This window comes from Bradyrhizobium sp. USDA 4454 (assembly GCF_054822705.1).
Map to the genome: position 1 here is coordinate 1,068,317 of NZ_JBTRCN010000001.1, position 20,986 is coordinate 1,089,302.

At 60.2% G+C, this 20,986-nt stretch carries 21 protein-coding genes and 1 pseudogene; 20 read left to right on the plus strand and 2 right to left on the minus strand.

What is annotated here, in order from left to right:
- The 6 genes from ACVIW0_RS04920 to ACVIW0_RS04945 all read left to right on the plus strand — a co-directional run bounded on the left by ACVIW0_RS04920 (position 1) and on the right by ACVIW0_RS04945 (position 4,591).
- A complete protein-coding gene (locus tag ACVIW0_RS04920; protein WP_461351311.1) occupies positions 1-735 on the plus strand; it encodes a hypothetical protein in 735 nt (244 codons plus the stop codon).
- A gap of 142 nt (positions 736-877) precedes the next feature.
- Positions 878-1,048, plus strand: a complete 171-nt coding sequence (locus ACVIW0_RS04925) for a hypothetical protein (protein ID WP_461351312.1) — start codon at positions 878-880, stop codon at positions 1,046-1,048.
- A complete protein-coding gene (locus ACVIW0_RS04930) occupies positions 1,045-1,254 on the plus strand; it encodes a hypothetical protein (protein ID WP_461351313.1) in 210 nt (69 codons plus the stop codon). The genes ACVIW0_RS04925 and ACVIW0_RS04930 overlap by 4 nt, the downstream gene beginning before the upstream one ends.
- 396 nt (positions 1,255-1,650) lie before the next feature.
- Positions 1,651-2,880 carry a 5-aminolevulinate synthase gene (hemA, locus tag ACVIW0_RS04935; RefSeq protein WP_461357244.1) on the plus strand — a complete coding sequence of 410 codons (1,230 nt, stop codon included), beginning with the start codon at positions 1,651-1,653 and terminating at the stop codon, positions 2,878-2,880.
- A 72-nt stretch (positions 2,881-2,952) separates the two neighbouring features.
- The gene (locus tag ACVIW0_RS04940) at positions 2,953-3,312 is read left to right on the plus strand and encodes a hypothetical protein (protein ID WP_461351314.1); all 360 of its coding nucleotides are present in this window, start codon (positions 2,953-2,955) and stop codon (positions 3,310-3,312) included.
- 1,114 nt (positions 3,313-4,426) lie between these two features.
- Positions 4,427-4,591: a hypothetical protein gene (locus tag ACVIW0_RS04945; protein WP_461351315.1), complete on the plus strand. Its 165-nt coding sequence runs from the start codon at positions 4,427-4,429 to the stop codon at positions 4,589-4,591.
- A gap of 74 nt (positions 4,592-4,665) precedes the next feature.
- Here ACVIW0_RS04945 and ACVIW0_RS04950 read toward each other — a convergent pair whose 3' ends face one another.
- Complete coding sequence (locus ACVIW0_RS04950) at positions 4,666-5,637, minus strand: Dyp-type peroxidase (RefSeq protein WP_461351316.1); 972 nt, start codon at positions 5,635-5,637, stop codon at positions 4,666-4,668.
- Positions 5,638-5,976: 339 nt separating this feature from the next.
- Here ACVIW0_RS04950 and ACVIW0_RS04955 point away from each other — a divergent pair, with 339 nt between their 5' ends.
- The 12 genes and pseudogenes from ACVIW0_RS04955 (at position 5,977) to grpE (ending at position 17,076) form a co-directional block, all read left to right on the plus strand.
- Positions 5,977-6,438, plus strand: coding sequence for a GNAT family N-acetyltransferase (locus tag ACVIW0_RS04955; RefSeq protein ID WP_461351317.1), 462 nt, complete (start codon positions 5,977-5,979; stop codon positions 6,436-6,438).
- 255 nt (positions 6,439-6,693) lie between these two features.
- Entirely contained in the window at positions 6,694-6,966 is a 273-nt protein-coding gene (locus ACVIW0_RS04960) for a DUF1488 family protein (RefSeq protein ID WP_461351318.1), read from the plus strand.
- 201 nt (positions 6,967-7,167) lie between these two features.
- A complete protein-coding gene (locus ACVIW0_RS04965) occupies positions 7,168-8,064 on the plus strand; it encodes a bestrophin family protein (RefSeq protein WP_461351319.1) in 897 nt (298 codons plus the stop codon).
- A 602-nt stretch (positions 8,065-8,666) separates the two neighbouring features.
- Positions 8,667-8,873: a CsbD family protein gene (locus tag ACVIW0_RS04970; RefSeq protein ID WP_461351320.1), complete on the plus strand. Its 207-nt coding sequence runs from the start codon at positions 8,667-8,669 to the stop codon at positions 8,871-8,873.
- Positions 8,874-9,101: 228 nt separating this feature from the next.
- Entirely contained in the window at positions 9,102-9,311 is a 210-nt protein-coding gene (locus tag ACVIW0_RS04975; RefSeq protein WP_461351321.1) for a hypothetical protein, read from the plus strand.
- Positions 9,312-9,408: 97 nt separating this feature from the next.
- Positions 9,409-11,676: an FdhF/YdeP family oxidoreductase gene (locus tag ACVIW0_RS04980; RefSeq protein WP_461351322.1), complete on the plus strand. Its 2,268-nt coding sequence runs from the start codon at positions 9,409-9,411 to the stop codon at positions 11,674-11,676.
- A 58-nt stretch (positions 11,677-11,734) separates the two neighbouring features.
- Positions 11,735-13,146: pseudogene (locus ACVIW0_RS04985) on the plus strand (cytochrome ubiquinol oxidase subunit I).
- 4 nt (positions 13,147-13,150) lie between these two features.
- Positions 13,151-14,155: a cytochrome d ubiquinol oxidase subunit II gene (cydB, locus tag ACVIW0_RS04990; RefSeq protein WP_461351323.1), complete on the plus strand. Its 1,005-nt coding sequence runs from the start codon at positions 13,151-13,153 to the stop codon at positions 14,153-14,155.
- Positions 14,155-14,268 carry a DUF2474 family protein gene (locus ACVIW0_RS04995; RefSeq protein ID WP_461351324.1) on the plus strand — a complete coding sequence of 38 codons (114 nt, stop codon included), beginning with the start codon at positions 14,155-14,157 and terminating at the stop codon, positions 14,266-14,268. The genes cydB and ACVIW0_RS04995 overlap by 1 nt, the downstream gene beginning before the upstream one ends.
- Before the next feature lie 94 nt (positions 14,269-14,362).
- Positions 14,363-15,562, plus strand: coding sequence for a mechanosensitive ion channel family protein (locus ACVIW0_RS05000; RefSeq protein ID WP_461351325.1), 1,200 nt, complete (start codon positions 14,363-14,365; stop codon positions 15,560-15,562).
- A 205-nt stretch (positions 15,563-15,767) separates the two neighbouring features.
- Positions 15,768-16,346 (plus strand): HdeD family acid-resistance protein, encoded by a 579-nt coding sequence (locus tag ACVIW0_RS05005; RefSeq protein WP_461351326.1) that lies wholly within the window; start codon positions 15,768-15,770, stop codon positions 16,344-16,346.
- 82 nt (positions 16,347-16,428) lie between these two features.
- Positions 16,429-17,076 (plus strand): nucleotide exchange factor GrpE, encoded by a 648-nt coding sequence (gene grpE, locus ACVIW0_RS05010; protein ID WP_461351327.1) that lies wholly within the window; start codon positions 16,429-16,431, stop codon positions 17,074-17,076.
- Positions 17,077-17,133: 57 nt separating this feature from the next.
- Here grpE and ACVIW0_RS05015 read toward each other — a convergent pair whose 3' ends face one another.
- Complete coding sequence (locus ACVIW0_RS05015; RefSeq protein WP_461351328.1) at positions 17,134-17,400, minus strand: Hsp20/alpha crystallin family protein; 267 nt, start codon at positions 17,398-17,400, stop codon at positions 17,134-17,136.
- A gap of 342 nt (positions 17,401-17,742) precedes the next feature.
- Between ACVIW0_RS05015 and ACVIW0_RS05020 the strand changes: the two genes are divergently transcribed.
- Both ACVIW0_RS05020 and dnaK read left to right on the plus strand, forming a co-directional pair.
- The gene (locus tag ACVIW0_RS05020; protein WP_461351329.1) at positions 17,743-18,687 is read left to right on the plus strand and encodes a DUF5996 family protein; all 945 of its coding nucleotides are present in this window, start codon (positions 17,743-17,745) and stop codon (positions 18,685-18,687) included.
- A gap of 298 nt (positions 18,688-18,985) precedes the next feature.
- Positions 18,986-20,884: a molecular chaperone DnaK gene (dnaK, locus tag ACVIW0_RS05025; RefSeq protein ID WP_461351330.1), complete on the plus strand. Its 1,899-nt coding sequence runs from the start codon at positions 18,986-18,988 to the stop codon at positions 20,882-20,884.
- Positions 20,885-20,986 lie beyond the last annotated feature (102 nt).

A 20,986-nucleotide genomic window follows, 5' to 3' on the forward strand; every position in this document is an offset into this window, starting at 1 on the left:
TTGGAAAGGAAAGCCACGAACGAGTTACTCACGAAAGTTCTCAACGCCCACGGCGGTCTGGAACGCTGGCGTAGCTACAACAAGGTTGAGGCTACGATTGTCAGTGGCGGCGGCTTCTTTGCCTTGAAAGGCGTCCTGCAGGACGCGAATCCGCGCCGCATGACTGTATGGCTGCACGAGGAGCGATCGTCCGTCACGCCTTATGGCGCGGCCGATCAGCGCACGATGTTCACCCCGGACCGCATCGCCATCGAGAAGCTCGACGGAACGGCCGTTGCCGAGCGGCGCATGCCCAGGGATTCATTTGCCGGGCACCAGATGCACACGCCCTGGGATCCCCTGCACCGCGCCTATTTCAACGGCAAAGCACTGTGGACCTATCTCGCGACGCCCTTTGCCTTTGCGATGGATGGCTTCCGTGTCGAGGAGACTGCGCCATGGCAGGAGGGCAAGGAGACGTGGCGGGTGTTGCGTGTCTATTTTCCCGGCTCGATCGAGACGCATTGCCAGATTCAGGATTTCTTCTTCGACGAGCAACTTGAGCTTCGCCGCCACGACTACAGTGTCAATATCGCCGGCGGCTTTCCTGCCGCGCAACTGATGCTGGAATACACCGAGGCCAACGGCATGCGCTTGCCGAGCAAGCGGCGTGCCTACACGCGCGGCCCCGACCGACGTCCAATACTGGATATGCTGATGGTAGCGATCGACATCAGCGAGGTTACGTTCTCGTAGACAATCTCAGTCGGCCTCGTTCCGACATTCGGACTACAACACGCGCATTTGTTCGTTCGTTACTACCCGAGGGCTTCAAAGCCGCGGTCAAGGACCCCACATCGCACAAGGAATGATAAATATAATGCAATAGGAGCCTGCCATGGGCGAGGTTGTTCGTTTTGTCTCAAAATCCGAGCGCGAGCGCATTCGGCTCATTCGTGAAGCCCGCGCGATGTATGACAGCGTCTTTCCGCCGGCTGCTCCCCTCGATGAGCAGAACGACAAGGCGCCAATGGTTCATGCGACCACCGGTGGGGAGCTCCTGTCGTGATCAAGATCATTGCGGTGCTCTGCAGTCTGTCCTCACCGGCAAATCGCTACGATCGGACCGTTACCACCTCGGATTTCGCCGCCGTATCGGTGCAGTCGTGTCTGATGGGCGCACCGCAGCTGGCCGAATGGATGAGACAACACCCGGCCGAGCGCCTTGCAGGGTGGCGCTGCGAAGTTGGCAAACGGGAGGGAAGGGGAGTGTGAGGTAGTAAACAGTTCGCCCGCAAACTCGTCTCTTTACATCGCGCTGGATCTGAGTGCGGGCTTCTGCGAAGCGATCCGCTCGATCAGCCGTTGCTGGTTTCCGCCGGCCCGTTGCGACAAGCACATTTTCCACGATTTGCCGAGATTAGGACTGCTTTACTCGCATCGACGTTCCATGTCGGATACCAGTTACTTCGCGAAGACAGACAGCTTCGCAACTGCTCGGCGCCGGACCTCCCCCGTCCCTTCGCCGGCTTGCAGCGGCCGGTCCTTCTCCTCCCGGGGACCGGCCGCCCCTTTTACCGTCTGATGGCGGCAACGCCTGATCGGATGCACGGTGGCTCTCTGGATCGCCCGGTCTGATCGTTGAGCGCAAACTGGCTGGAGATTGGCTGTATGACGTACGATCATTTCTTTTCCACCGCGCTTGCTCGTCTGCACGCCGAACGGCGCTACCGCGTGTTTGCCGACCTCGAGCGCATCGCAGGACGTTTCCCGCACGCGATATGGCATTCGCCGGACGGCCCGCGTCCGGTCGTGATCTGGTGCTCGAACGATTACCTTGGCATGGGCCAACATCCGAAGGTGATCGGTGCCATGGTCGAAACCGCGACCCGAATGGGTGCCGGCGCGGGCGGCACCCGGAACATCTCCGGCACGAATCATCCACTGGTAGAGCTGGAGCGGGAGCTCGCCAGCTTGCACGACAAGGAGGCCGCGCTGGTCTTCACCTCGGGCTACGTCTCCAACGAGACCGGCATCCCGACCATCGCGAAACTGCTGCCGAACAGTGTGATCCTGTCGGACGCCTGGAACCACAATTCGATGATCGAGGGCGCGCGCCGCGCCGGCGTGGAGAAGAAGATCTGGCGCCACAACGACGTCGGCCACCTCGAAGAACTGCTGGCGGCCGAGGCACCCGAGCGACCGAAGCTGATCGTATTCGAGGGGCTTTACTCGATGGACGGGGACGTAGCGCCGGTGAACCGAATCTGCGATCTAGCCGAGCGCTACGGCGCCATGACCTATATCGATGAGGTCCATTCTGCCGGCATGTATGGCCCGGCCGGCGGCGGCATCGCGGCGCGGGAAGGGGCCCTGCACCGCATTGACGTCGTCGAGGGCACGCTGGCGAAGGCCTTCGGCTGCCTCGGCGGCTACATCGCGGCGAATGCCGACGTCATCGATGCGGTGCGCTCCTACGCGCCGGGATTCATTTTCACCACCGCGCTGCCGCCGGCGGTCTGCGCCGCCGCTACGGCGGCAATCCGCCATCTTAAAGCTTCGCAATGGGAGCGCAACCGCCATCAGGATCGCGCCGCGCGGGTCAAGTCCGTGCTCAACGCCGCTGGCCTGCCGGTCATGCCCAGTGAAACGCACATTGTGCCATTGATGGTGGGTAATCCGGAGAGATGCAAGGAGGCGAGCGATCTCCTGCTCGCCGAGCACAAGATCTATGTTCAGCCGATCAACTATCCGACCGTCCCGCGCGGGACCGAACGGCTGCGCATCACGCCGACGCCCTGTCACGATGATAAGCTGATTGACGAGCTGGCTGAAGCGCTGGTCGATGTGTGGGGCAGAATCGGGTTGCCTCTGCGACGCCACGCGCTTGCGGCGGAGTGATCAGTTCCCCTTGCATCGGGCATGCGTCGCACTGAGGTCGGAAGTGAGTGACCAAGACATCTGGAGCGCACAATGAAAAATCTTCTCGCATGTACGATTGCCGCAAGTTGCCTGATGACCCTTGTATCGGCCGCACAAGCCCACTCGGCGTATGACGGGTCTTGGGACCTTCTCTTCGTGACACAGCGAGGCGCGTGCGATCCGACCTACAATTTCTCCGTCAACGTCACCGACGGTATCGTCACGCATCCCAACCTCGTGAAGTTCAGGGGCTATGTGGCGCGCTCGGGCGCCGTCCGCGCTTCGGTGACCGTTCCGGACAAATATGCGTCCGGCTCAGGTCGGCTCTCGGGCAACTCCGGTCGCGGGACGTGGAGCGGCTTTTCGGGAAACGCGCGTTGCTCAGGGTACTGGACCGCTCGGCGGACCTGATAAATTGTCTCCCGCTTGCTTACTCGCCCGAAGCAGACAGAGGCGGAGTCTAGGCTCGCGGGCCCACATCTCGCTGCAGAATAAGAACAATTGGCACAGAACGTGTGACCTTTGCCTTCGGAGGGCGGCGGTCAGGAGCGCAGGCGACCTCTTGGTCACGGCGTATGTACGCGCGACGGTTTATCTCAGGTGGCCAAGCGCAACGCGTTGCAAATGCGCTGCGAAATCGATTCGCTTTCCGGCACGTCATGCACATGCGTTCGACGACTATCACCTGAGCTCGCCGCGGGTTGAACTGGACAAGCTCAACCAGCCTGATGTTAGGAGACTCAAGCCTGCGCGCCTACCTTGTCGGCATCGACTTCTTGGGATCGAAACAGTTCCGATCAGCCCAATGCTGCATCAGCTTCGTGGGCGAGTCGAAAAGCGCCGGCGGTCCGTCGCTCATGTCGAATTCGGTCGCGCGGCGGCAGTCGAGATTAGTCAGATCTGCTGTGGGTTGGCACCCACGGCGCCATCATTCTTGTGGGCCATTTGCTCGATTCCGTCGTTCGGAATAGCGAAATTCGCCGCGGCGCGTTTGGCTTGGCGATACCAGCAAAAATACCAGCAAAGTGGACCGCTGCAGTGAGCTTATGCTTGGATTTTCAATCCGTCGCGACAGTTTTCCGGGGGAAATCCGGAATCGAACTAGCGCAGTAAGTTATTGTTATTACTGCGCTTTTTTCCGTGGTGCCCCTGGCCGACAATCACCTAATGCCATAACGTATTGAATTGAAAGAAGATTTTTTCTCGTATTGCTGCCGATACCAGCACAAATACCAACAGGATCACGCGTGGTTAGCCGATAAAAATAAAATGGCAGGCTTCCGGCAGCGGGCACGCCTGTGCCGTTGCGGACCCCGCAATTTGCCCTGACCGGAATCGAACCCGGCTCTGACCCGAACCCCCGAAGGGATCGATCGCGCGCGGCGAGGCGCGACGGCCACCACTTAATCGCAGATCCGTCCGAAGGCGGAGCGCACTCTCGCTGAATTGCTTCGAAAAGCCTTGGCCACTCGCCGCTTATGGGGTTCATTACTCCGGGCGGACCAGTCTATCGTTGAGAAAATCCATGAAGAAAAAATTCGATCCTGCACCCATCGACAAGCTCGCGGTCGATCCCAAGAAGGCGATCGAAGCGGACATGACGCAAACCAAGCTCGAGGAAGGTCTCGAAGAAACGTTTCCGGCTTCCGATCCCGTGAGCGAGACTCAACCGAAACCCTCAAAATACTAGTCATCCTGCGACGTCGTCCACGGCAATCATTGATTGGCGCCGAGATACGACGGGAGTCACTCGAGTCGCACGGGTCAGTCGGACAGGTCGGCGAGAAACTGCCGCGGCGGTACGAAGAACGTTGCTCCAGAGACGGGTGTTGAGTAGTCGAGGATGCGATCGTGAAGCGGAGGCGGATCTCCGATAAACATCCGCTCAAGCATTTTCTCGATAACCCACAAATGCCGCGAGTAGCCGATGAAGTAGGTCCCGTACTCTCCTCGCCCGGGCACCGCGAACGGCATGTTGTCACGCAGAATATCATGCTCGCCCTCTTCATCAGTGATCGTGCAGAGTGTTTTGTGAGACTTCTGCCCTTCACTCGCGTCCGCCAGCTCGACATTGTCGAACTTGGTCCGGCCGATGATGGCCTCTTGCGTTTCGGCGGCCTGAGTCCGCCAGGCAACCAGATTGTGGAGGTATTTCTGGACAACTACATAGCTGCCGCCGGCATGGTCCGGATCTTCGTCCCCAACGAGAGTCGCGGCGGGGAGATCGAGACCATCGGGGTTCGCCGTGCCATCCACGAACTCCAGCAAGTCCCGGCCGTCGAAATACCGGAAGCCCGCGACATCGTCCACGGCGGTGACTGCGTCGCCGAAGGCCTCCAGCAGGATCTTCTCGAACTCGATGATAAGATCGGTCGAAGCGGCGCGGATATGGTAAAGCAGATCTCCCGGCGTTGATACCGCGGTATGCTTGGCTCCCTTGATCTCCCTGAACGCGGTGAGCTCCATGGGTTCCGCTTTGCCGGTGAGAGTCAGCCAGACGCGATGCCCGATTCCCACGTTGGCGGTGAACGTCTCACCGTTGGCACGTCCCCGGATATCCTTGATGAGATCGGCGGTCGAACCGACGACCGCACGAACCGTCTCAAGAGCCTGACCGCCGGGATTGATTGCCAGTACGAGAAAGGCCGCCGACGCGGTCATTGGCGCATCGATGTACTGGGGCTCGGAGTCAATCGCGCGATGCCGCGCCTCCGGGGTCTGCATTGCGTTGGACACTGTGATTGCGCCTCCCTCGTCGAACCAGGATCGTCTCTTCAGGTCTGTTGCATGGCAACGTGTTGGCGCGGCATCTGTCCAGGCATTGTCGCCAGATCCGTTGCTTGCTCTAATCTGGCGGAACATCTCATGTCGTGCAATCGTGCACTGACTCACCCAGTGTGATCGGGCAGTGTGTTCCGGGCGAAGTCGATAGACAAATTGTCCGCAACGACACAGACAAATTGTCCGGCGTCGGTCTACGCCGCGTTCCAGGTCGCTGGCACTGCGGCGGGTTAGAAATGGCACATCTATTGCTCGAAGCGCTTGCGATCACGTCGTGAAGTTGACCGTTTCGCTATGGCAAATATTCGAATAGTCGCTGCGGAGCCGGGTGCGATCGAGCTGGCGATCTGCGCGCGTTGGCGTGTCAATGCATTCTCAATGCCTCGTACTTCCTTCGAGCAAGAGTTGAGGTCATTGCAACAGTTTTCTGCCGATCAGAGCCTCGGCGTGCTGCTTGTCGCGAAAGAAGATGGCGCACCAATCGGCGCTTGCCTCTTGGTCGAGTCCGAGTTCGAGCCGAACCACGATGTCGCGCCATGGCTCACAGGTCTGTTCGTTATCCCCGAGCATCGCAACGAAGGAGCGGGATCCATCCTGGTGCGAGCGATCGAGGATCAGGCGCGGCAGCGCGGATTTTCCCGGTTAAACCTGTATACATCAGAGGCAGCCGGATTCTATGCGCGGCTCGGATGGTCGATCGCCGATCGCACCTGCTGGAGGGGCGTTGATGCAACGCTCATGGTTCGCGATCTGTGAAGTGATGTCATGAAGTCGTTCTAGACCCGGCCGTCACGCCAGCTTCCCTGGGCGCCTTGGAGTGGCCTCCGGTCCAACTTGTCCGTCGCGTGAGACAAAATGTCTGCCCTAAGGGCGGTGATCGCCCTCTAATTCATTGAATTTGCGTCGTCTTGGGATTTGGCGTGCTCCTTGCTCTGGGAGCACCCGAGTCAATGATCGTATGGCCGATCGGTCCGGGTTGATCCGGAGCGACCGTCGTTTAAGGACCGTTAGATGGCGCTCGCTCGAGATCCCGATGGTCAGTATGAGGTTCACCGTCATGGAATCTATTTCGTGATGTACAATGACAGTGCCGAGGTTACGTGCATGATTGGGCGCAGAGCCCTCAATGTGATGCGCGTGCGGTTTCATCCCACCCTGAGCGCCGAGGAATTCTTCCTCATGCGTCGATCGCGCATCGAACGCGCCGCCAGCGACAAGTTTGAAAATCGTCAGTCCAGCGTCACGCGCGTGGTATCGCTCGATCGGTTCGACGTGGATTTCTGAACCCAACTCAGCTTCATAAATAATGTTGCAACCCGATACAGCGGCCGCTTTCACGGCTCCGTCACAGGGAAATCCTCCCGGATCCGAAGCATCGATGTCGGCAAAATGTCTGCGCTGGCCTGTCCGCGGCAGCGAAGCTCGGCCCGGCGCAGCCTTGCAATACGGGCGTAGGAATCGACCTGGAGTGTCGGAGAGGTGGCAATGATCGTGCGTTCCAAGCCCGGCTTCTGGGACGTCGCATTTGCGGTCAATGGATCGATCTTGCCGCGGATCGCGCCGCATCTGGTGGCGATAGCGCTGATCAGCGTGTTGGCGATCTTTGCCGCCATGGAGCATCCGGGCATTTTCGCGCGCATCAGTGCGGTTCCGTTCACGCTGATCGGCATCGCGCTATCGGTCTTCATGAGCTTCCGAAACAGCACATGTTACGCCCGCTGGTGGGAGGGGCGCGAGCTCTGGGGCAAGCTAATCATCGCCTGCCGCTCGTTCGCACGTCAGATCTCCTCCCTCGAAGACGACGACCGGCGCGTCCTGCTCCGCGGCCTGTGCGGCTTCTGCTCCGGACTAACAGCGCGCCTGCGCGGTGAGGACGAAGTGGCGGCGATCAAACCATGGAGCCAAATCGACGCCACTTCAGTCGGCCCCAACCCGACCAATGCCGTACTTATCCAGATCGGGCTGCACTGCTTGATGCTGATGAAGCGGGATCGGATCGAACCGATCCACTACGCAGTCCTGGAGGGACAGCTCACCGCTCTTTCCGACGTGCAGGGCGGATGCGAGCGCATCGCGTCCACTCCGGTGCCATTCGCCTATTCGCTGCTGCTGCATCGAACCGCGCTGATCTTCTGTGTGACGTTGCCGTTCGCGCTCGCCGGATCGCTCGATTGGTGGACGCTGCTGCCCGTTCTGCTCGTCGCCTACACCTTCTTCGGCCTCGATGCGCTTGGCCATCAGCTTGAGTCTCCGTTTGGGTTGGAGCCAAATGCCCTTCCGCTTGACGCAATGAGGCGAGCCATCGAGCGCGAGATGCTCGCTCTGCTCGGGGAACGTGATTTGCCGGCTCCGATCGAGCCGCGTCAGAATGTGCTGATGTAAACCACCGAGAGGGACGGGCCCTTAACCACGCTAACGGTTCAGTGCGGAGTCGCAGCGGGTCGCCAGGAAAGATCGTTGGACCAAACGTAGATGGCGATAGCTGCCAGGCACAAGGCGATGCCAACCCAGAAAATGGGTGAATGATGGATTGGTCGCCGGTCTCTCGGATCGCGCTTCATTTGATCTCCTCATAGGCGCGAAATAATCAACGAAGCATCCTTGCGCATGAACGCGGTGCCTCAACGTTGGTGAACGTAAGCGAAAGCCGTGGTGGAGTCATTCGTCATCGCATTCTCCATGCCGTCCATTGCGCCAAGCAGGCGTCGTCGAACGTCTTCCGGCGTCGATGGCCCGTCGATGCGGCAATCGTCGAGGCCGCCGGCTCCAGGCGTCGCGCCACGGAGGTGGAGTCGCGGCCGGTAGCGCGTGTGCTGCAATCCGTCACGGCGGACAACTTGGCCAAATCTGTCGTGACAAATTGTCCATTGCCGGTAGGCGATATCTCCTAACTCATTGATATGACGATGCGCTCAGACTGGCACGCCTGTTGCTAACCTCTCCTCGATGCACGTTTCACGGTTAGGCAAAAGAAGGAGATGAAAATGAACTGGGATCGCATCGAGGGAAACTGGAAGGCCGCCAAGGGCGCACTCAAGGCAACATGGGGCAAGCTGACCGACAACGACATTGACATCATCAATGGTGACAGGGAGCGGCTGGAGGGCAAGCTGCAAGATCTCTACGGCATCGACAAGAACCAGGTCCGCAAGGAGGGCGACAAGTGGGCGCGGGAAGCAAATTGGGATTGATCCCGATTGAGTGACCCTGGCGGACCGACGGCTGCATGCGAAGCAGCGTCGATGCTCGATCTACATTCACCGAGCTTGCCCGCAATCGGACGCGGAACGTTATCACAGCGGGTAGCAAGGCTGCGCGACGCTCGGGTCGGCGAAGTCCGGCCTCAAGACTCCCTTGAATTGTCTCGCGTTGCGCCCGGCGAGAGTGCCAAGCCAAGACAGGATACACGAGGAGATACTATGTCCAAGGATCACGACGAAGCGTCACACGGATCGCAAGACGCACGGCGTCACAAGATCGATCATCAAACGCGCAACGAGTGGCTGCACAGAGACGCCGGTCTCCAGGATGCGTGGCGCGCATCCGGCATGACGCGCGATGACTTCATCCGGCACAACGAAGGCCTGATCGACAAGGTGATCGTCGCTAGCCTCGACCAGGATCGATAAAGCGGCCGGCAACGCGGCCCAGCGTGTTGCGGGTGATCTCATTCAGGTCATCCCGCCGAAGACCCTACTGAAGACCTGACAATTGCGGAGTTGATTGATGTTGGACGGCAAGCCGCGCTTCAAGACGTATCATCATCCCGCCGGTGGTTGGGGTGCCGCCGCAGCGACCGCAAAGATTCTTCTCGAGCAGAGTGTGGTGACGAAGGGATCGCGCGCGCTTCTGGCAATGAATCAGCCCGGCGGTTTCAAGTGCTCGAGCTGTGCGTTTCCCGACGCGGAATGCAAGAAGACGCTCGATTTCTGCGAGAACGGTGCCAAGGCGTTGGCATTTGAGGCAACGAAGTTTCGAGTCACGCGAGAGTTCTTTGAGCGGCACACCGTGTCCGAGCTCATGGAGAGGTCGGACTACTGGCTCGAGATGCAAGGACGTTTGACGGAGCCGATGCGCTATGACTCATCGTCGGATCGCTACGTGCCGTGCAGCTGGGACGACGCGTTCGCGTTGATCGGCAGGCATCTGCGATCTCTCGACAGTCCCCACGAAGCGGAATTCTATACGTCCGGCCGCACACCCAACGAAGCGGCGTTCCTCTACTCGATCTTCGTCCGAGAGTTCGGAACCAACAATTTCCCCGATTGCTCGAACATGTGCCACGAGCCGACCAGCCGGGGCCTGCCGCCCTCGATCGGTGTCGGAAAGGGCACCGTTATCCTCGACGATTTTGAGCACGCCGAAGCGATTTTCGTCATCGGGCAGAACACCGGAACGAACTCGCCGCGGATGATGAGCAATCTGGTCGAAGCGAGCAAGCGCGGGGTTCCGATCGTCGCCGTTAATCCGATGCCCGAGCGTGCGTTGGTGCGCTTCGCCGATCCGCAGGATGTCATCCAGATGGCAACCTTCGGTTCGACCAGGATTGCCAGCGAATTCGTTCACGTCCGCATCGGAGGTGACCTGGCCTTTCTCAAAGGCGTCATGAAGGTCATGTTCGAACGGGAGGAAGCCGGCGAGAAGATCGTCGACTGGGAATTCATCCGCGAGCATACCGTCGGCCTCGATGCAGTTCGGAGCGACGCGCTGGCGCAGACATGGCCGGACCTGGAGCGGGCGTCCGGGTTAGAGGAAGCGCAAATCCGCAGGTGTGCCGAAATCTATATTCGATCGCGGGCGACAATCATTTGCTACGGGATGGGCATTACGCAGCATCAGGAGGGGTCGCGGCTGGTGCAGCAGCTGGTCAACCTGCTCCTGCTCAAAGGCAACTTCGGCAAGCCGGGCGCCGGAATATCACCCATTCGCGGTCATTCCAATGTGCAGGGGGATCGCACCGTCGGGATCGACGAGCAGCCGAGCCAGGATTATCTCGATCGCGTTCACGATGTCTTCGGGTTCGAACCTCCGCGCGAGCATGGTCATCATACCATTGAGTCCGTCGCCGCGATGCAGGCGGGCACCGCGAAGGTCTTCATCGGCCTCGGCGGCAATTTCGTCCGCGCCGTACCTGATACCGAACGATCATACGCAGCGATGCGAAAGCTTGCGCTGACGGTCGCCATCACCACCAAGCTGAATCGCGGACATCTGGTTCACGGTCGCGATGCCCTGATGCTGCCTGTTATCGCACGCTCGGAGATCATCCGAACGGCAGCCGGCGAGCAATTCCTGACGATCGAGGACTCGATGTCGAACGTCACCGCGTCTCGCGGCGTGCTGTCGCCGGCGAGCCCGCATCTGCTTCCGGAGGTGGAAATCGTCTGCCGGATCGCGCAAGCGACGTTGCCGGACAGCAAGGTCGACTGGAAGAGCTACAGCAAGGATTACGGCCTGATCCGCGACAAGATCGCGGAAGTCTATCCGGAGATCTACAGCGATTTCTCCGAGCGGATCGAAAGCCCGAGAGGATTTCATCTCGAAGTGCCGCCACGCGAACGGGTGTGGCCGACCCCGAACGGCAAGGCGAACTTTCTGCTTCTGCCGGGTCTGGAAGTGAACGCATCCGTTTCGGATCCCGGGATGCTGCGACTGGCAACCATTCGCTCGCACGATCAATTCAACACCACGATCTACAGCAACAACGACCGTTACCGCGGTGTCTACAACGACCGTATGGTTCTCTTCATGAATGCCGAGGATCGTGCGGCGCGCGGGCTCGAACACGGCTCCAGCATTGCGCTCGAGACGATCAGCGATGACGGCATCCAAAGGCGCGTCAGCGGATTGAAGGTGTTGGATTATCCGATGCCGCCCGGATCGGTTGCGGGATATTACCCCGAGCTCAATCCGCTGCTGCCTCTCGATTACTACGACAAGATTAGCGGGACGCCCGCAGCCAAGTCCATTCCGGTACGGGTTGTTGCCGCTTAGTCGGCCGGATGCCGGTGACGAAGTGCCGGGACTGATATCCTGAGGCAAGGAGGGGACATTGCTGGACAATCTCGATGCGGTGATTCTGGCGCGTGCTCAGTTTGCGTTCACCGTTTCGTTCCATTTCATATTTCCGTCGTTCTCGATCGGGCTTGCGAGCTACCTGATGGTGCTCGAGGCGTTGTGGCTGAAGACGGGACAAGGCGTCTATGCCAACCTGTTCCGCTACTGGCTGAAGATCTTCGCCGTCGTGTTCGGGATGGGCGTCGTGTCGGGAGTGGTGCTCTCATATCAGTTCGGTACGAATTGGTCGGTATTCTCCACGCGCGCCGGTCCGATCATCGGGCCGCTGATGGCCTATGAGGTGATGACGGCCTTCTTTCTGGAGGCCGGCTTCCTCGGCGTCATGCTGTTCGGCATGAGCAAGGTCGGCAAAGGCCTGCATTTCTTTGCAACGTGCATGGTTGCGCTCGGTACACTGATCTCGGCAACCTGGATCATCGCCGTGAACAGCTGGATGCAGACGCCGGCGGGATTTGCGATCAATGCGAAGGACCAGTTCGTTCCTGCCGGATCCTGGATCCCGATCATCTTCACCGCGAGCTTTCCGTATCGCCTCGTCCACACCGTGATCGCGGCCTATCTGACGACGGCGTTCGTGGTCGGCGGTGTGGGCGCCTGGCATTTGCTGTGGGACCGCACCAATCCCGGCGCGCGCAAGATGTTTTCGATGGCGATGTGGATGGCTGCGATCGTGACCCCGATCCAAATCCTCGCGGGTGATGCCCATGGGCTCAACACGTTGGAACACCAGCCCGCCAAGGTTCTCGCCATGGAGGGGCATTACGAACCCAGTCCTGACGGCGCGTCGCTTATCCTCTTTGGTTTCCCCAGCAACGAGGCGGCGCAGGTCCGATACAAGCTCGAGGTGCCGCGCCTCGGATCGCTGATCCTTAAACACGATCCGGACGCACCTCTGCCGGGGCTCAGCGACTTCCCTAGGGATCAATGGCCGCCGGTGCCGATCGTGTTCTGGTCGTTCCGGATCATGGTCGGCCTTGGATTTGCGATGCTCGCTGTCGGTCTCTGGAGCCTGCTCGCGCGCTTCCGGGGAATGCTCTACGACTGGGCCTGGTTGCATCGCGCCTGTGTCGCGCTCGGACCGGCCGGCTTCGTCGCGGTGGTCGCTGGATGGGTGACGACGGAGGTCGGTCGGCAGCCCTTCACGGTCTACGGGCTGTTGCGAACGGCGGAATCGCATTCGCCGCTGGCTGCGCCGGCTGTGGCGGCCTCCCTTGTTGCTTTCGTGCTGGTGTACTTCGCAGCCTTCGGCGCGGCACCTATTATCTCCTGCGCTTGATGGCAAAGCCGCCCGCACCGGGCGAGAAGGAGCCGCCCAAGGTGCCGCAGCGTGCTGCAGGCATTACGCCGGCGGGGAGTGTCGGCGTGCCTTTGACCGCGGCGGAGTGAGGCCATGTACAGCATCGACCTTACCACCTTCTGGGCTGCCATTATCGGCTTTGCGGTGATGGCCTACGTCGTCATGGACGGGTTCGACCTCGGCATCGGGATTCTGTTCCCGACCTTCGCGGTCGGCGACGAGCGCGACCAGGCGATGAATTCGATCGCGCCGGTCTGGGACGGCAATGAGACGTGGCTGGTGATGGGCGGCGGCGGTCTGCTGGCGGCGTTTCCGCTGGCCTATGCCATCATCCTTCCGGCCACCTATCCGTTGATGATTGCCATGCTGCTCGGGCTTGTCTTCCGTGGCGTCGCCTTTGAGTTCCGCTGGCGCGATCCAGGGCATCGTCCGTTGTGGGATGTTGCCTTCTGGTTAGGTTCCCTGATTGCGGCTTTCGCGCAAGGCGTGACGCTTGGGGCAATCCTGCAAGGCATTCATGTCGTCAATGATGCCTATGCCGGTGGCTGGCTCGACTGGCTCAGCCCATTCAGCATCCTGACCGGCGTCGCGGTTGTGATCGGTTATGCGCTACTCGGCGCGACGTGGCTGATCTGGAAGACGGAGGGGACGAGCCAACGTCACACGCGCCGTGCCGCGTTCTGGCTCGGCGCCGGTACGCTGCTGGCGTTGGCGGCCGTCAGCGCAGTGACGCCGTTTCTCGACTATGACTATTGGCGGCGATGGTTCGCGATGCCCGGTGTCTTGTTGACGGCTCAGGTGCCGCTGTTGGTGCTGATCTGCGCGGCAACCTTCTTCTGGAGTCTGAAGCGTGAGCTCGAGCGGCTGCCGTTCCTCATGGCGCTGGCCCTCTTCCTGCTGAGCTTCATCGGGCTCGGCATCAGCATTTATCCTTACGCTGTTCCTCGCGCGGTTACGATCTGGGATGCCGCGGCACCGGTCGAAAGCCAATTGTTCATGCTGGTGGGCGCCTGCGTGATCATTCCGCTCATCCTCGCCTACACGGGTTGGGCCTACTGGGTGTTTCGTGGCAAAGCCGGCACCGCAGGATATCACTGATGCAGGCGCGGCTTCCGCTATGGCAACGGCTCGCGTGGCTGGTCGCGATCTGGATCGCAAGCGTTGTGGCGGGTGGCTTCGTCTCAGGCGTGATCAGGCTGTGGTTACGTTAGTTCAGTTCCGCCCAGCCTGGTCATCTGACCGCCTCGCTTGTTGCAGCGCCGCAAGTTCAGGCGGACAGCACCGCCGTCTCTGGCATGTTCCCGCATGACGCATGCTCCGTATAGCGAACTCGACACGCTCTGGACAATCTTGCTTTCGTTCTGGCAGCGAAGCGTCCTGGACCTGACTGTCGGACACTTCATCGTTTCGATCGTCATTCTCGCGATCGCGGTGCTGATCCGGCGGTTCTTTAGCCGCTTTATCGTCTCTCGCATCCACTCCTGGTCGTCGAGCAAAGTGGGGCTCAACCGCACTATCGTCGAGGCGCTGGCCCCGCCGATTCAGTTTATTCCGATCGTTCTGGCCGTATTCATTATCGGCGAATTCGTGCTGACCAATCAGAGGCTCAAGGATGGCCTTCTCCAGATCGATCGCTCGTTGACCGCATTCACGATCTTCTGGGCGTTGTTCGAGGTAATCGGGCCGCTGTGCGCGGTTCTCGATGGCCGGACGCCGATATTCAGTCAAGCCATGATCGGCTGGACGGTCAGGGTCGGACGCGCCATCATCGTGGCGCTCGGCGCGACCGCCGTCCTGGAGGTCTGGGGCATTCACGTCGGGCCTGTACTGGCGAGCTTCGGGCTGGTAGGCGTTGCGGTGGCGTTGGGCGCCCAGAATCTGTTCAAGAACCTGATCTCCGGGATTTTCATCATTGGCGAGCAGCGCTTTCGCAACGGCGATTGGATACTCGCCGAGAACATCGTCGAGGGCACGGTCGAGACCATTGGTCTGCGAACAACGAAAGTTCGCCGGTTCGATCAGGCGCCCGTATTCGTCCCGAATTCGTATCTGGCGGACAATGCCGTCACCAACTTCTCTCAGATGAGGTTCCGCCGTATTTCCTGGATCATCGGCCTCGATTACGGCACGACCATCGATCAGCTCCGCGTCGTCCGTGATGGAATTGAGGGTTACATCCTCGGCAGTCAGGATTTTGTGCATCCTCCTGAAGCCGTCGCGTTCGTACGCGTCGACAAGTTCAATGACTCGTCGATCGATCTCATGGTCTACTGCTTTACCCACACCACGGTCTGGGGAGATTGGCTGAAGATTAAGGAGGAGTTGGCGTATGCGATCAAGACGATCGTGACAAAGGCCGGCTCTGATTTCGCCTTCCCAAGCCAGTCGCTCTACGTGGAGACGGTCCCAACAGGGATCGAGCTGTTTCCTCACAATGCCGCGCCGAGCAATGATCCGACGAACGGGATGCAGCTCGCGAGCAAGATCGTTCCGAAGGGGGCGTGACATGAATCGGTCATTTTGTCCCGGCGATTCCGGACAAAATGACCGTTCGGCGATGTCGATTGTCATAACAGATTGAAATCACGGCGTTTGCCGTCTGGCACGTCGATTGCGTTGTCGTCGGTTGCAAGAATGTCGTCGTCTGCATCGTAGGGCACAGCCCGTGTGCAGCGAGCCACCAACAACTCAACCTCTGGGTAATTCATTCATGACGCAGACAACCGGAATGTCGGAACCGAGGCGAGCGTTCACGGGATTGATGACCGAAGCGCGAGGGAAGTGGGGTTGGTTCGTCGCCTTGGGCATTCTCTTCGTTGTGCTGGGCTTCGGAGCTCTCAGCAACCTGCTGTTGGCGACCATCGCGACGATCTTCTATATCGGCGTCTTGATGATCGTCGCGGGCGCCTTCCAGATCGTCCATGCGTTCAGGGTCAAGAACTGGCGCGGGTTCTTTCTTTGGGGGCTGGGAGGCTTTTTTTATGCTGCGGCCGGTGCGACAATCGTTCTGGATCCTGCAATCGCTTCGCTGGTTCTGACTCTCATATTGGCCATTTTCACGATCGCGTCCGGCCTTATGCGCCTGCTGCTTAGCTTTAGAGCAAGGGGAGATGGTGGCTGGGGCTGGCTATTTGCCTCCGGATTGCTCACCGCGATCGCCGGATTGGCATTTCTCCTAGGGTGGCCACTCAACAGTCTCTGGTTGCTTGGTCTGTTGTTGTCGGTCGACCTGGTTTTCCAGGGCTGCACGCTGATTGGCTTGGGCCTGCAACTTCGCGATACGCGGTAGTGGCCGGTTCGGGCGCGCGAAAGGCGGCGATCTTTCGACTGCCCCTCAAACGACATATCGACGGCGAGATAGGAGAGCTGCCATGACAATCAACGGCCCGCCGAAGAATCCCTATCACACCAGACAGATTCACCCACGTCCCTCTCAGGAAGGGACTCAGGCGGGAGAAGATGCACAGAAGGTAACGCCTGAGGATCCTGCGGCGCAAGCAGCCTCCGGATCGCCAGACGCTGCAAGCGCCGGGCCGGGCGCAGCAGAAGACGCACATGATGCGATTGCGCGGCTCGTGGCGGAAAATGTCGATCTGAAGGATCGCCTGCTTCGGGCGCTCGCGGACGCCGAGAATGTACGCCGGCGGGCCGAGCGCGAGTTGAGCGACATGCGGCAATACGCCGTGACCAGGTTCTCGGGCGATATGGTCAACGTCGCGGACAATCTAGAACGTGCGATGTCCAGTCTTCCTGCGGAGCTGCGCGGCAATGCTGGCCCCTTCAAGACGTTTGTCGAGGGTGTGGAGCTGACCGAAAAGGACCTGCTGCGATCATTGGAGGCGCACGGCGTCAAGAAGCTTGATCCGACCGGAAGCCGATTTGACCCTCACTTTCACGAAGCCATGTTCCAGGTGCAAGATCCGTCCGTGCCGAGCGGCACGGTCACGACCGTCGTGCAGCCTGGTTACGCGATCGGGTCACGTTCGTTGCGGCCTGCGAAAGTTGGCGTGGCGAGCTGAGATGTCTGCTCGTGTCCAAGACGATCCGATGATTTTGGTGAAGCCAGCTTGGATCGACTACCCGCGCTTGGGAAACGTCACAGTTACTAAACCATCCTCGAAGTACGCGCTTATCTCATGAGCGTCGACCCAACGAGGTAGCAGCATCGAGCTCAAGACTCTGATTGTCCGCTCGGCGCCGCGGCCGTCGTTGATTTGCCTCTCAGCGATAATGGTGAGTACACCATGCTCAACGGACACATCGATGTCGTTTGCCGTTAGACCATGCAGCTCTGCAACGATTTGCAGTTCATCATCTGTTTCGTTCACGTCAACATTGAGCATTACGAACCATCCTGGTCCAACAGGCGACGGTAGAGATCGTCGACGTGATGGACTGGCAGCAATCCGCGTGCCACACGCGTGGCAAGTCGCACCAACAGCTTAAGGTGTCGGTCAGTTCGACCGCGGACACTTTGTCAAAATCGATGGGACAGATTGTCTGAGGTGGTTCCGGTGCGTTCGCCATCGCAGCCGTGCGCCGCGGTTTCAGTTCGTCGCAAGCCTGCCGAGGCGGCGGGCGTGAAGCCTTGGTATGGCTTGCGACAGGTGAATGAGCCCGTCATGATCAGACATTGGAGCTGAGGCGCGAATTCTCCCCACGCAAAAACTGTGCGAGGACATGCTATGAGTGCCAGCAAGTCGTCTTCCGGCAAGTCATCTTCCAATCCCGCTGCTGGCGATCTGTGGCCGGCTCTGTCCGGCCAGGCTTTCGAGCAGACCGGGTATCTTCTCCACATGGTGTTGCAAGCGGTTGGCAAGCTCAAGCTGGCCGGACCGTTCCAGGCGCAATGGGCCGAGGTTCCGCTGTGGCTCGGTGCGAGAGGTCTGACCACCGGCCCGATCCCTTACGCCGGCGGCGTCTACGAGGTCCGCGCCGACTTTATCTCGCACGAGCTGCAATGGTTCACGAGTTCGGGCGGATCGGGACAATTGCCGCTCGGCCCGACGTCGGTCGCAACGCTGGTCGACACGTTGCTCGACCGGCTTCGCCATGCGGGGATCGATGCGTCCATCACGCTCATGCCGCAGGAAGTGTCCAACCCGATCCCGTTCGACCAGGATAACCAAAAGCGCCCATACGACCGCGACATGGTCAACGCCTGGTGGCGCATTCTCCTCAGCACGCAACGTGTCATGCAGATCTTTCAGGGGCGGTTCACGGGCAAGACGCAACCCATCGGCCTGATGTGGGGGACGTTCGACATTCGCGTGCCGTTCTATAACGGCAAGCCCGCATCACCGGCGCCGAACGCTGATTTTATCCGGCGCAATGCGATGAATGCGGAGTTGATGGAGATGGGATGGTGGTCGGGTGATCCCTCCTATCCCAGACCCGCATTCTACTCCTTCACCTACCCGCAGCCGCAAGGCATCGAAAACGCGAAGATCGGTCCAGGCGCCGCGCGATGGCACGCCGGCCAAGGCGAGTTTCTCCTCGACTACGACGACCTGCGCCAGTCGGGTAATCCTGACGGCGATCTACTTGCCTTCCTGGAATCCACTTACGTCGCCGGCGCGACCGCAGCGGGTTGGGATTCCGCGCTACTGGGTAGCGGACGTCCGGAGTAATCTTCCGGCGCGTCGCGCTGACCTGGCCGGATCCGCGAAGGACAGCTGGTCCGACTACAATGGACAAGCCTTCCGCGGTCATCGGCAATGGCCAGGCAGGCCGACGTATCACATGCGCTTAAACCAATAGACAGTTTGTCCGACGCGCTCCGGACAAAATGTCCGACGTCTCACGAGCTCGCGGCGTAAGCCGTTGAAATCACGTGAGGCGCGATGTGGCACATGTGTTGCTCAACGGGAGTGGCGCAGGGCGCAAGCCGCACATAGTCGATCAACGAAAAAGTCAGAGGAGCGCGACGTGGCAAAAGTGATCGGAATCGACCTCGGGACGACCAATTCATGCGTCGCGGTCATGGATGGCAAGAACACGCGCATCATCGAGAACGCCGAGGGCGCGCGCACGACACCATCCGTGGTGGCGTTCACGTCCGATGGCGAGCGTCTCGTCGGGCAGCCGGCCCGGCGGCAGGCGGTGACCAATCCGACCAACACCATCTTCGCGGTGAAGCGCCTGATCGGCCGCCGCTACGATGATCCGACGGTCGAGAAGGACAAGACACTTGTTCCTTACAAGATCATCAAGGCGTCCAACGGCGACGCCTGGGTCGAGGCTGAAGGCAAGCCGTATTCGCCTTCGCAGATCTCCGCCTTCATCCTGCAGAAGATGAAGGAGACGGCCGAGGCCAATCTCGGCGAGAAGATCACGCAGGCCGTCATCACCGTTCCCGCCTATTTCAACGACGCGCAGCGTCAGGCCACCAAGGACGCCGGCAAGATCGCCGGCCTCGAGGTCCTGCGCATTATCAACGAACCCACCGCGGCGGCGCTCGCCTACGGCCTCGACAAGAAGAAACAGGCCAAGATCGCCGTCTACGATCTCGGCGGCGGCACCTTCGACATCTCCGTTCTCGATATCGGCGATGGGGTGTTTGAGGTGAAGGCGACCAACGGCGACACCTTCCTGGGCGGCGAAGATTTCGACATGCGGTTGGTCAATTACCTGGCCGACGAGTTTCAGAAGCAGCAAGGGATTGATCTGCGCAACGACAAGCTCGCGCTTCAGCGCCTCAAGGAGGCGGCTGAAAAGGCCAAGATCGAGCTTTCCACGGTCACGCAGACCGAAGTCAACCTGCCGTTCATCACGGCGGATGCCTCCGGCCCGAAGCATCTTCAGGTCAAGATCACGCGCGCGAAGTTCGAGTCCCTGGTCGAGGACCTCGTTCAGCGGACGATCGAGCCGTGCCTCAATGCTCTCAAGGACGCCGGGCTCACGGCCAAGGACATTGACGAAGTCGTACTGGTCGGCGGCCAGACCCGCATGCCGAAGATCCAGGAGGTCGTGCAAAAGATCTTCGGCAAGGAGCCGCACAAGGGCGTCAATCCTGACGAGGTCGTCGCGGTCGGTGCGGCAATCCAGGCCGGCGTTCTGCAGGGGGACGTCAAGGACGTGCTGCTGCTCGACGTGACGCCGCTGTCGCTCGGCCTCGAGACGCTGGGGGGCGTGTTCACCCGGCTGATCGAGCGCAACACGACGGTTCCGGCGAAGAAGAGCCAGGTCTTCTCCACCGCCGAGGACAACCAGAGCGCGGTGACGATTCGCGTCTTCCAGGGCGAGCGCGAGATGGCCTCCGACAACAAGTTCCTCGGCCAGTTCGATCTCGTCGGCATTGCTCCGGCGCCGCGCGGCGTGCCGCAGATCGAGGTGACGTTCGACATCGATGCCAACGGCATCGTCAACGTGTCGGCCAAGGACAAGGGCACCGGCAAGGAACAGAATATCCAGATTCAGGCATCGGGCGGCCTGTCGGAGAGCGACATCGAAAAGATGGTCAAGGATGCCGAGGCGCATGCTGCCGAGGACAAGAAGCGGAAGGAAGCGGTCGAGGCGAAGAACGCCGCCGAGGCACTGCTCCATGCAACCGAGAAGACCGTCGCCGAGCATGGCTCGAAGCTCGCGCCACCGGACCGCAGCGCGATCGAAAGCGCGATGTCCGATCTTCGCGAAGCGTTGAAGGGCGACGATGCCGCGACGATCAATACCAAGGTGAACGCCTTGCAGCAGCACACGATGAAGCTCGCGGAGGCCCTGCAGAGTGCCGCGCGAGCGGCTCCCGGTGCTGCGCCGGGTTCGGGCGGAGACAATGTCGTCGACGCCGAATTCACCGAAATCGACGACGACAAGAAGAATTCGAAATAACGCGCTTCTGTCAGCGCGGGCGCGAGCCCGCGGCGACCAATCGCGCTTTTACACCGCTGTCGGGACGAAACGCCGGCTCTCAAGTGCTGGACTGCAATCCCG